Source organism: Helicobacter heilmannii (assembly GCF_001283065.1).
Lineage (GTDB): Bacteria > Campylobacterota > Campylobacteria > Campylobacterales > Helicobacteraceae > Helicobacter > Helicobacter heilmannii.
The window spans coordinates 83,387-93,153 of record NZ_CDMK01000002.1 but is presented as its reverse complement, the minus strand read 5'-3'; the positions used below and the strand labels follow the sequence as shown (position 1 = coordinate 93,153).

General features: G+C 48.9%; 12 protein-coding genes. 6 read left to right on the top strand and 6 right to left on the bottom strand.

Going from position 1 to position 9,767, the window contains the following annotated elements; all coding sequences use genetic code 11:
• Positions 1-8 precede the first annotated feature (8 nt).
• On the top strand, positions 9-1,409 hold the full coding sequence (locus tag AOG36_RS09045; protein WP_238374887.1) for a COG3014 family protein: 1,401 nt from the start codon (positions 9-11) through the stop codon (positions 1,407-1,409).
• A gap of 219 nt (positions 1,410-1,628) precedes the next feature.
• Here AOG36_RS09045 and AOG36_RS04660 read toward each other — a convergent pair whose 3' ends face one another.
• The 6 genes from AOG36_RS04660 to AOG36_RS04635 form a co-directional block, all read right to left on the bottom strand.
• Positions 1,629-2,300: a 16S rRNA (uracil(1498)-N(3))-methyltransferase gene (locus AOG36_RS04660; RefSeq protein WP_053825615.1), complete on the bottom strand. Its 672-nt coding sequence runs from the start codon at positions 2,298-2,300 to the stop codon at positions 1,629-1,631.
• Positions 2,300-2,695 (bottom strand): hypothetical protein, encoded by a 396-nt coding sequence (locus tag AOG36_RS09040; RefSeq protein WP_015106789.1) that lies wholly within the window; start codon positions 2,693-2,695, stop codon positions 2,300-2,302. Before AOG36_RS09040 ends, AOG36_RS04660 begins: the two co-directional genes overlap by 1 nt.
• Positions 2,692-3,645, bottom strand: coding sequence for a catalase family peroxidase (locus tag AOG36_RS04650; RefSeq protein ID WP_015106790.1), 954 nt, complete (start codon positions 3,643-3,645; stop codon positions 2,692-2,694). The genes AOG36_RS09040 and AOG36_RS04650 overlap by 4 nt, the downstream gene beginning before the upstream one ends.
• Before the next feature lie 9 nt (positions 3,646-3,654).
• Complete coding sequence (locus AOG36_RS04645; protein ID WP_015106791.1) at positions 3,655-4,401, bottom strand: outer membrane protein; 747 nt, start codon at positions 4,399-4,401, stop codon at positions 3,655-3,657.
• A gap of 86 nt (positions 4,402-4,487) precedes the next feature.
• Entirely contained in the window at positions 4,488-5,666 is a 1,179-nt protein-coding gene (locus tag AOG36_RS04640; RefSeq protein ID WP_015106792.1) for a TerC/Alx family metal homeostasis membrane protein, read from the bottom strand.
• Positions 5,667-6,434, bottom strand: coding sequence for a PP-loop family protein (locus AOG36_RS04635; RefSeq protein WP_015106793.1), 768 nt, complete (start codon positions 6,432-6,434; stop codon positions 5,667-5,669).
• Positions 6,435-6,604: 170 nt separating this feature from the next.
• Here AOG36_RS04635 and AOG36_RS04630 point away from each other — a divergent pair, with 170 nt between their 5' ends.
• From AOG36_RS04630 to AOG36_RS04610, 5 genes are read left to right on the top strand one after another with little or no spacing between them, the layout of a single operon-like run.
• Positions 6,605-7,000, top strand: a complete 396-nt coding sequence (locus AOG36_RS04630) for an NAD(P)H-quinone oxidoreductase subunit 3 (protein WP_015106794.1) — start codon at positions 6,605-6,607, stop codon at positions 6,998-7,000.
• Complete coding sequence (locus AOG36_RS04625) at positions 6,982-7,491, top strand: NuoB/complex I 20 kDa subunit family protein (RefSeq protein ID WP_015106795.1); 510 nt, start codon at positions 6,982-6,984, stop codon at positions 7,489-7,491. The genes AOG36_RS04630 and AOG36_RS04625 overlap by 19 nt, the downstream gene beginning before the upstream one ends.
• 11 nt (positions 7,492-7,502) lie before the next feature.
• Positions 7,503-8,300 (top strand): NADH-quinone oxidoreductase subunit C, encoded by a 798-nt coding sequence (locus AOG36_RS04620; protein WP_015106796.1) that lies wholly within the window; start codon positions 7,503-7,505, stop codon positions 8,298-8,300.
• The gene (gene nuoD, locus AOG36_RS04615) at positions 8,300-9,529 is read left to right on the top strand and encodes an NADH dehydrogenase (quinone) subunit D (protein WP_015106797.1); all 1,230 of its coding nucleotides are present in this window, start codon (positions 8,300-8,302) and stop codon (positions 9,527-9,529) included. Before AOG36_RS04620 ends, nuoD begins: the two co-directional genes overlap by 1 nt.
• On the top strand, positions 9,526-9,765 hold the full coding sequence (locus AOG36_RS04610; RefSeq protein WP_015106798.1) for an NADH-ubiquinone oxidoreductase subunit E family protein: 240 nt from the start codon (positions 9,526-9,528) through the stop codon (positions 9,763-9,765). The genes nuoD and AOG36_RS04610 overlap by 4 nt, the downstream gene beginning before the upstream one ends.
• Positions 9,766-9,767 lie beyond the last annotated feature (2 nt).

The window sequence follows — 9,767 nt, the reverse complement described above, 5'->3', positions numbered from 1 at the left end:
TGGACAGTGTGTTGGTTTTTTTTTTGTTTGGTGTTGGGGGGGGGGGGGGGTGGGGGGTTTGGTGTGGGGGGGAAAAAAAAAAAAAAAAAAGCCGCAGTGAGCTTAACCAGTTCCAACAAGCCTATTACGCCAAAAACCACCAACGAGCCGACCAAGTGTCTAAGAGTGCCCTAGCTGAAGATAAGAAACAAAAAGACGCGCCCTTGTGGAATTTAGAAAATGGGGTGAATGCTTTCATGATGAAGCAGTACCAAAACTCTTTAACAAGCCTAGACAAGGCAGACCAAGCTTTTGACACCAACCTAAGAAACATCGAAAAAGGCATCGATAAAGTGGGGGCGGCCACCTATGGTTCAGCCATCAACACCCCCTATGAAGGGCATAAGTACGAATGGGTTCTTGCCAACTACTACAAAGCCCTAGACTACGCCTTTTTAAATAGCAAACAAGAAGCAAGAGTGGAATTTAACCGCACCATTGACAGAGAGCGCCGCATTAAAGAATCCTACCACAAAGAGCTTGCGAAGGCTGAAGCTGAGTTTCAAAAAGCCAAACAAAAAAACGCCTCTATGGCAAACAAAATGGTGGCTGGCATGTCAAGTTTGGATAGCGAGCTTAAAAGCAAGTTTTCTAGTTTAGAGCAGTACAGTGCCTATAATGGCTTCATCAACCCTCTTGTCAATTATGTGGGGGGCTTGTTCTTTGCCAGCAATGGAGACAACAGCAAAGCCATGGACGAATTGAAAGAAGCTTATGGGGTGAGCCAAAGTAAAATCGTGGGCGAGGATTTGAAACACCTCATGCACCACAGCCACGAAAAATACACATGGGTGATTGTCGAAGATGGCATGCAACCCACCTTGCAAGAATACAAAATCACCGAGCTTAACTTTGCCCTCCCCACCCTCCAAGATGGGCGCTCTTTCCACCACAGCTTTAAAATCGTAGAAAATGGCAAAAGCGAAAACATGGGCGTACTCTCTAACTTTAATGTCATTGTCCAAAAAGAATACATGGCCGCCCTCCCCGCCATTAAACATAGAGCCATCGCCTCTGCCATCTTAAAAACCGGCACCGAAGCGGCCTTAAAAACAGCGGGTGAGTATGCTCCCGGGTATGGAGGATTAGCTGCCAGCATAGGGGGCTCTATTTTACATTTGACCAACAAAGCCAGCACGGCGGCGGACACTAGAAGTTCCAACATCTTCCCCAGCATGGTGTATGTGGGGCGTGTGGATAACAAAAGCCATAAATTCAGCATCCAAATTGACAATCTGCACAAAGACTACACCTTTGCCCCTTGCCATGGCAAAGCCGCCGCTGATGGGCAAGTTTGCAGCGACACCAATAACATTGTCTTTGTCCGCAGCTTTCCCAGCGATTTAAATGTTAATGCACTTTCTCTCTAGGCCTTACATCTGTGGCTCTTTGGGCCACGCCTTTTAACACTTAAGGCATTATCCCCTAAAGCCCACTCAGCACTTCAACCCACATATCAACAGCCCACAAATCACTGAGTGCGCTGAAGCCATAGCTTAAGTCAAAATGCCAATAAGTCATAAAATCCCCGCTAAACACCAACTACAGCAGCACTAAAGCACTTAACGCTGCGTTAAACCAACTTTAGTCTATGACTTGAGACTTAAAGCTGCACAAAAGAGTGCGGCTCCATCGCTTGTGAGTACTAGATTAGAGGGGCTAAAGATTGCGCGCTCCTTAAATAGCCCCCTTTCCTCATCGCTAAAGCCCCCCTCTGGGCCGATGATGATCCCCTGCCTAGCGTTGAAACTAGCCCCCCCGCCCAAGTCCAACACCCCCGCCCTAGAGTAACGCTCTAGTACGCTCTTTAAATCTCTTAGCACCTCTAGGGGCATTAAATCGCTGCGCCCACATTGCTCGCAAGACGCGGTTAAAATCCGCTCAAAGCGCTCGAGCTTAGTTTTATCTAGCCTCTCGTTTCTTTGGCTAAAGGCGGCCATAAAAAAGCTGATTTTTGCCACCCCCATTTGGTTTAAATAAGGCAACACTTTTTCTATGTTTTTTGTGTTGATGAGTGCTAAGATCAAGTGCGCGCCCTGTGTGGGGCGGTTGGGCTGGGCTTTAGCACTAACAAGCTCTAAAGTGGCGCGGTGCTTTTGCACGCTTAGGGGTTGGTAGGTGTAGAGATTGTCGTCCTTTAGATTGCGTAAAATAAGCTCTTGTGTGGCCTTTGTGCGGCGACTCAAATAAATATGCGTGTAGGTTTGATCTTCTAGGTTTAGAGTGGGCGCGCCGGCTTGTGGGTGGTAGAGAAAACGCATTAAAGAAACAAGGCAAGGCACAAGAGCAAATTAAGCCCATACAGCCCCTTGCACCACTGGATATAAGAGAGCATGAAAGCCTCTTTGGTGCGCGCGATTTTGAGCTTACGCACCCGCCATATCTCGCCCCCACACACCACCGTCAACACAAGCCCCATGAGCCCCACCTTCCACGAAAAGTGAAAGCGTTGCATCGCCCACAAAAATACCCCGCTAAAAAACGCCATCGCCACCCACATGAACACCATGGGCATGGTGAAGTAGAGCGTTTTGTTTAAAGAGGCGTAATTTTTAGCTAACCACAAGAAGGCTAAATTCAAGAGAAAAAGCACAGGGCCTAGAGCCATCAAAAAGACATGGAAACTAAGCGCGTTTTGCCACGCCAGGCTTGTCATTGACGCTTAGAAAAGGTGATGGAGTACACCTCGTTGCGTAGGTTAAAAAGCGGGTCTTTGGGCGGCTCTACCCCACTAGGCAACATACCCGGCATAAACACTTCGCCATTGCACCCATGCCCCTTGTAGGCTTGCACTTTAAGTTGCCCGATGGTGATTTGCTCGTGCTTGCCATGCCATAGTTTGGTGGTGTCGTTGGTGGGGTCGTTTTTATTGGCCAGCTCCAAAACCATGTCGTAGACAATGGGGGCTTTGGCGACTTTTTCTTCAAAGTCCTTTTCTAAAAAGTCGTTGCCCACACGCTTTAACTCCGCATGGGTTAGGTCATGCACCCCGGCCACAGGGACAAAGCTAAAGCGGGCGGGCAAGAAGCGTTGGGTGTTCTTGTCCTTGAAGTAAAAGGTGTGCGTGGAGTAGTAGCGGGTGTTAGCAACACTCCTAGTAACCCCAATGCCTGCCATATAGTGGGCGAAGTTTCTAAAACTCTCCACCTCTTGGGTTGCTTTTTTGATCCGGGCTTGATCCACATGCCCGTTTTTAGGGATGCGCAGCTCTAAAAAGTGCCCAAACTCTTCGGGGTTTTTGGCAAAGTTGATGGGGGCATTGGTCATCACGATCACCCAATCGCTATCTTTGCCTATCCTTAAAGCCATGCCCCGTGATTTGGATTTGTCGCTGGCATGCAAGTTGCCCCCGCCAAGAGAGTAGCGCACCTCTGTGGGGATACTCCTTTGCTCTAAAAGCGGGATGTCTAGCCTAGAGTCCTCGCTGGGCACAAACACGCCTGCCGCGCAAAAGCCCTTGGCATGGTTGATTTTCTTATGGGGGTTTTTGGTGTCGCCATTGAGCTGGTAAAACAAGTCGGCGATTTTTTGCGCATCATAGACTTCTTTAGCATGGGCTAAAGAGAACATAAGCAAGGGCAAGCACACGCAAGCAAGAGGGCGCATCACTCTCCCTTAGAAGTTATACACATAGTTGGCATACAGTGCGATCACTCGTCTAAAGGAGATGGTGCTGGTGGAGATATTGCCATTAGTTAAGGTGTAAAAGGGCGTGTTGACGGCAGGGACTCTAAAGCCCACTTCCACGCCATTGTGTGCCCCAAAGTTCGCCCGCACCCCAAAATTAAACATCCACTGCACGAAGGTGGGGGAGTAGGTTGCATTGGGGTTGCCAATGGAGTTTTTAAGGGCCAAATGATTCATGCTCACACAAGTACCATTCGTAACTTTGGTTTGGCACACATCATTAGCCTTGCCTGCACCCGCAGCCCAGCTTATCCCCCCCACGGCCATGCCCACAAACGCTCCGATCTCTGTGCCCCGATTGTGAAAGAATGTCCACAGCGCATCGATGCCCACGCCATAAAAGAAACTGCCCAAGGGCCCTCGTGTGGGATATTTATTACCCGTTTTTTCTGAAAAGCCCCCACCCTGTAGGCTGATGAGTCCGTAGTAACGCACACCCCAGTGCTTTTTTTTGCCAAAGAATTGTTTGTAGCCTCCCACAAAATCCACACCGCCCATGTCACCAGCAAAGGGACTGTTCCAAGTATCATTAGGGGTGCGTGTCGCATTTGCCCCCGCCGCATGTGAGTAGATTAACCCCGCCTGGGCATACCAACCATTTTTAGCCGCTTCTAAGGGCAAACAACCCACCAAAGCCCCCAAGCCTAGCATTTGAAAAACCACTTTCTGGAACACGCAAAACCCCTTATCTATAAAATAAAAACACTATTTTAGCAAAATTTAGCCCCATTGACTCCACTTTAAGCCTCTAAGTCATATTTTTAGGGCTTATGTTTCTCCTCTTCAAGTTTGCTAACCCGATCCTCTAGCTCTTGGATTTTATGCTCGCAGTTGTTGAGCCTTGTGTGGGTGAAGTCCGCCACCTCTTGTTTGGGTGTTTCTACACTTGGCTCTTCAAAATGATCGGGGCTACTTGGTGTGGGTGCGCGCTCTTGCTTGCCCTTAAATAGGCTTAAGAGCACCCCCGCACCCAGCACACCCAGCACAATATAAAGGCTGATGGTGGGGCTAATGTCCACACCCACCCCAAAGAGCTGATCGGTGGCGGCCAGGATGAGCTTTAGGCTGATGAACGCTAACACTACAATCACGCTTTTTTCTAAATAGATCAAATGCCCTTTAAGCACTTCAAGCACGAAATACAAACTTCTAAGCCCTAGAATGGCAAACATCATCGCACTGTAGATGATCAAAGGCTCTTTACTCACCGCAATCACGGCGGGCACACTGTCAAAGGCAAACATCACATCGCTAAGCTCAATCACCGCCAAACACAAGAATAAGGGTGTGGCGATGATCTTGGCCTTAGCAAAAGCACTTTGGTGGTGCAATTCGCTCGCCTCCTGCCCTTCTAAATTGCGCTCTAGGCTGCTTAGCTGCTCTTTTTTGATGAAAAAATCATGCCCGACCAATTTAGGATAGACAGGGAAGAATTTATACACCAGGCGGTAGGCTAAATGTTTGGAGTAGTCCTCCTCGCCCGTATCCTCTTCTTTCTCTTGGTTTTTCACCATCACCACACAGCTATAGCCCACCAGCAAGCCAAAGACAATTTCCACATAGGCGGATAAATGCATAAGGCCGCTGCCCACCAGCACAAAGATGAGCCTAAAGACAATTGCCCCGATGATGCCATAGTACAGCACGCGGTGGCGGTAAATCTCGGGCACTTTAAACCACGCAAAAATCGCCATCATGACAAAGAGATTGTCCACAGACAGGGCTTTCTCCAGCACATAGCCCGTTAAGAAAAGCGACATGCTCGTCGCGCCGTCATGCCAATACAAATAGGCGGCAAAGAGCAGGGCGGTGGCGACCCAAAAGAGAGACCAACCTATAGCACTTTTTAGCCCCATCACCTGATCGTGGCTGTGCGCTTTAAAGTCGATGAAAAGGGCTAGAGCCATAAAAAGCAAGAAAACGATTAAATCAAGTCCCATTTATGCCCCCTGTGCGTCCAAAAAGGCGTGGTCGCTAAAGCTGTTGGCATGCAAGTTGCAAAAGGCGTTTTTCAGCGATGTGAAAAGCGTGGGGTTGGCGCGCTCCATTTCTTTTAAAAAGTTCTTGGTGGCAAGCCTGGCGATCGGGGGTTTGTCCGAGTCGGGCTGTTTGGCTGGGCAGTTGCAATCGGGGGCGGTGGGGATGTTTTGGGATTTGACAAAGTCGATGCTTTGGCGCTCTCTGATGTGGATGAGCGGACGGATCACAAATAACCCATTTTCTGCCTTGTAAATGGGGGGCATGCTGCGTAAGCTGCCGTTGTAGGTGAAGTTCATAAAAAAGCTCTCGGCGGCATCGTCTAAATGGTGGGCGATGGCAAGTTTATTAAAGCCATTTTCTAGGGCGTAGTTGTAGAGCACCCCGCGGCGCATGCGCGAGCAGAAAGAGCAGTAAGAGCTTTGCTCGCGGCGTTTTTCTCTGATGGTTTTGGCAATATTAGTGTGTAGGATTTCGTGCGGGATGTTTTGCTCCTCACAAAGTTTAGTGAGCCACGCCAAATCTTCATTGAGTCCATAATGCACTGTGACGGCCTTGAAGCTGAACTTAAAAGGCGCATGCGCTTGCATGCGCGCCAAAATGCAAGAGAGCAGGATCGAGTCCTTACCCCCGCTAAGCCCCACCAAAACTTTATCCCCCTCGCCGATCAAATTATAGGCGGCGTTTGTGCGCCCCACGACATTTAAGATTTTTTTACTGATTTCATACATGTTTGTCCCTAGCAATAGTTTGCACCGCAAAATATGGGATAAGAAAGGGGCATTATAGCACAAAACGACACACTTACCCCAACTTATCCTCGTGCCAAAAGTTAAGATTAATGAAAATATGCTTTAATAGTTGGGTTTAATGCTTCGTTATCTTAAGTTCATGGGAGCGAGTGGTGGACGTAGAGAATGTCGCCGAACATCCCTATTTTGGGGTGTTTATTTTATTGGTCTTTAGCTTTTTAGTCTTTAATTGGACTTTGCGGATACAGCGGTTCATTAGCCGCAAGTTGGCGCGCAAGCAAAACGAGAAGTTGAAGCTCGCCGCCTATGAGTGTGGCCCGCTTGCCCTAAAGCAGCAAAACCGCTTGGGCCACCAGTTTTACGCCATGTCGGTGTTATTCATTCTCTTTGATGTGGAGATTGTGTTCATGTTCCCTTGGGCGTTGGACTTTAAAGAATTGGGCCTTTGGGGCTTTTTTGAAATGCTAAGTTTTATCGGCCTATTAGTGGTGGGCTTTGTATATGCCCTAAAGAAAGGAGCACTAGAGTGGCACAGCATGCAGTGAGTTATTTAAAAAATGGGGGACTCCCCGTTGCTTTAACGACTTTGGATCGTTTGCTCAATTGGGGGCGCAGCAACTCGCTATGGCCCTTAACTTATGGGCTGGCGTGTTGCGCCATTGAGATGATGGCAACGGGGGGTTCGCGCTTTGACTTCGATAGATTTGGCACGATTTTTAGGGCTTCGCCTAGACAATCGGATGTGATGATCATCGCGGGCACGCTCACCAAAAAGCACGCCGAGTTTACAAGAAGGCTTTACGACCAAATGCCCGAACCTAAATGGGTGATCTCGATGGGCTCGTGCGCGAACACAGGCGGGATGTTCAACACCTACGCCACGGTGCAAGGGGTGGATCGGGTGATCCCTGTGGACATTTACCTGCCCGGGTGTGCGCCCCGCCCTGAGACCCTGCAATACGCTTTAATGGTGTTGCAAGATAAAATCCGCCGCCAAAAAGCCCTGCCCGAAACCAACCAAAAACGCTTGATCTAAAGGTTCTCTTGATGGTTAGAAAACAACGCCCCAATGCCAATGTCCAAAAGCAAGTCCATTACTCCGATCGCTTCTATGTCGTGCCCGCCACGCCTAAAACGCCCATCACCGGCTCGCCCTATGAGGTGATTTACAACCATTTAAGCTATTACCACAAGGTGCTCGATTGCTTTATAGAGATAGACACGGCGGTGTTTGTCATAGAAGTGCAAGAAGTGGCACAGGTCGCTGAAAGGTTAAAAAATTTGGGCTATGAGACTTTAAGCGAGATGAGCGCGATCGACTTCTTAGAAAAAAGGGGGGAGTTTGAGCTGTTTTATCAGTTTCTATCCTATCTGCCTGGATATGCCACCAAAAGGCGCGTGCGTTTAAAGGCTGTGCTTAAAAAGGGTGAAAACCCTCCCACCTTAAGCCACCTATTTAAATCCGCCCTGTGGAGCGAGCGGGAGGTGTATGACATGTTTGGGATCGTCTTTGCTGGACATAAGCACCTAAAGCGCATTTTGATGCCCGATGATTGGGTGGGCCACCCGCTCTTAAAGTCCTATCCGCTTAAAGGCGATGAGCACGCCGCTTGGTATGAGGTGGATAAGATTTTTGGTAAGGAATACCGCGAGGTGATCGGACCCGAGCAGAGGGATAGCGCACGGGTAGATGAGAAGGACACCTTTAGCTTCTCTAAAGTCGGGCACGAGCAGGCCAAGGGCTTGCCTTTAGAGGACAAGACGGGCAAACACACCTTTAAGAAATCTGTGTTCGTCAAGGACCTACACAGTCAAGAGCCCATAGAGTTGAAGGAGCGCCCCTAATGGCACAAATCTTTACCAAACTCAAACCGCAATTTGAAAATGTCTTGTTTGAGCGCGATGACAAGCAAATGGTGATCAACTTTGGTCCCCAGCACCCCTCTTCACATGGGCAGTTGCGTTTGATCTTAGAGTTAGAGGGCGAGAAAATCACCAAAGCCACGCCAGAAATTGGCTACCTGCATCGAGGCTGTGAAAAATTGGGCGAGAACATGACCTACAACGAGTACATGCCCACCACCGACCGCCTAGACTACACTTCATCCACGAGCAATAACTACGCTTTTGCCCATGCTGTGGAAACACTTTTGGGCGTAACAATCCCTAGACGCGCGCAGGTGATCCGCACCCTGCTTTTAGAGCTCAACCGCGTCATTTCGCATATTTTCTTTTTAAGCGTGCATGCGCTGGATGTCGGGGCGATGTCGGTGTTTTTGTATTGCTTTAAAACCCGTGAGTATGGGCTGGATTTGATGGAGGATTATTGCGGGGCAAGACTCACACACAATGCCATTAGAATCGGGGGCGTGCCCTTGGATTTGCCTTCTAACTGGCTAGAGGGCTTAAAAGCCTTCATTCAAGAAGTTAGAGAGATGCATAAACTCATCAGTGGGCTTTTAGACAGCAACCGCATTTGGAAAGCCCGTTTAGAAAATGTCGGCACAATCACTAAGGAACAAGCCAAATCGTGGGGAGCAAGTGGGATCATGCTAAGAGGCACGGGCATAGCCTATGATGTGCGTAAGGAAGAGCCTTATGAGCTCTACCCTGAGCTAGACTTTGACATACCCGTGGGCAATTATGGGGATAGCTACGACCGCTACCAGCTGTATATGCTAGAGATTTTAGAGTCCCTACGCATTTTAGAGCAATTAATCCCCATGCACGCCCCCACAGAGCCTAGCATTATGGCGCACGCCCCGCAGTATTTCAGCGCGCCTAAAGAGGACATCATGACGCAGAACTACGCCCTGATGCAGCACTTCGTCTTGGTAACGCAAGGCATGCGCCCGCCAAGAGGCGAGGTGTATGCCCCCACCGAGTCGCCAAAGGGTGAGCTGGGTTTTTTTATCCACTCAGAGGGCGAGCCCTACCCTTACCGCTTAAAAATCCGCGCCCCTAGTTTCTTTCATATAGGTTCGATGCAGGATATTTTAGTGGGGCAGTATCTAGCAGACGCTGTAACGATCATCGGTTCGAGTAATGCTGTCTTTGGGGAGGTGGATCGATGAAACGCTTTGATTTACGGCATTTAAGAGATGAGCCAAATAGTGTGGTTTTAGAGCGCATGGGAGCGATTTTAGATAGCAGTGTAAGCCCGGGGGAAGTGGTGATCTTTATGTTTGAAGTGGTGGATTTTGACATTGTGGAGCAGAGCGCGGAGACGATCAAACAGAGAGGGGATATTTTAATGAACTCTTTGCGCTTCAATCGAGTGGATTGGACTTTAGTGGTGAAAAGGGCTTAAGG

Coding starts and splice junctions, on each gene's coding strand:
- AOG36_RS04610 (WP_015106798.1), top strand. CDS start 9,526: ATGAAACGCTTTGATTTACGGCATTTAAGAGATGAGCCAAATAGTGTG.
- AOG36_RS04650 (WP_015106790.1), bottom strand. CDS start 3,645: ATGCGCCCTCTTGCTTGCGTGTGCTTGCCCTTGCTTATGTTCTCTTTA.
- AOG36_RS09040 (WP_015106789.1), bottom strand. CDS start 2,695: ATGACAAGCCTGGCGTGGCAAAACGCGCTTAGTTTCCATGTCTTTTTG.
- AOG36_RS04620 (WP_015106796.1), top strand. CDS start 7,503: ATGGTTAGAAAACAACGCCCCAATGCCAATGTCCAAAAGCAAGTCCAT.
- AOG36_RS04660 (WP_053825615.1), bottom strand. CDS start 2,300: ATGCGTTTTCTCTACCACCCACAAGCCGGCGCGCCCACTCTAAACCTA.
- AOG36_RS04640 (WP_015106792.1), bottom strand. CDS start 5,666: ATGGGACTTGATTTAATCGTTTTCTTGCTTTTTATGGCTCTAGCCCTT.
- nuoD (WP_015106797.1), top strand. CDS start 8,300: ATGGCACAAATCTTTACCAAACTCAAACCGCAATTTGAAAATGTCTTG.
- AOG36_RS04635 (WP_015106793.1), bottom strand. CDS start 6,434: ATGTATGAAATCAGTAAAAAAATCTTAAATGTCGTGGGGCGCACAAAC.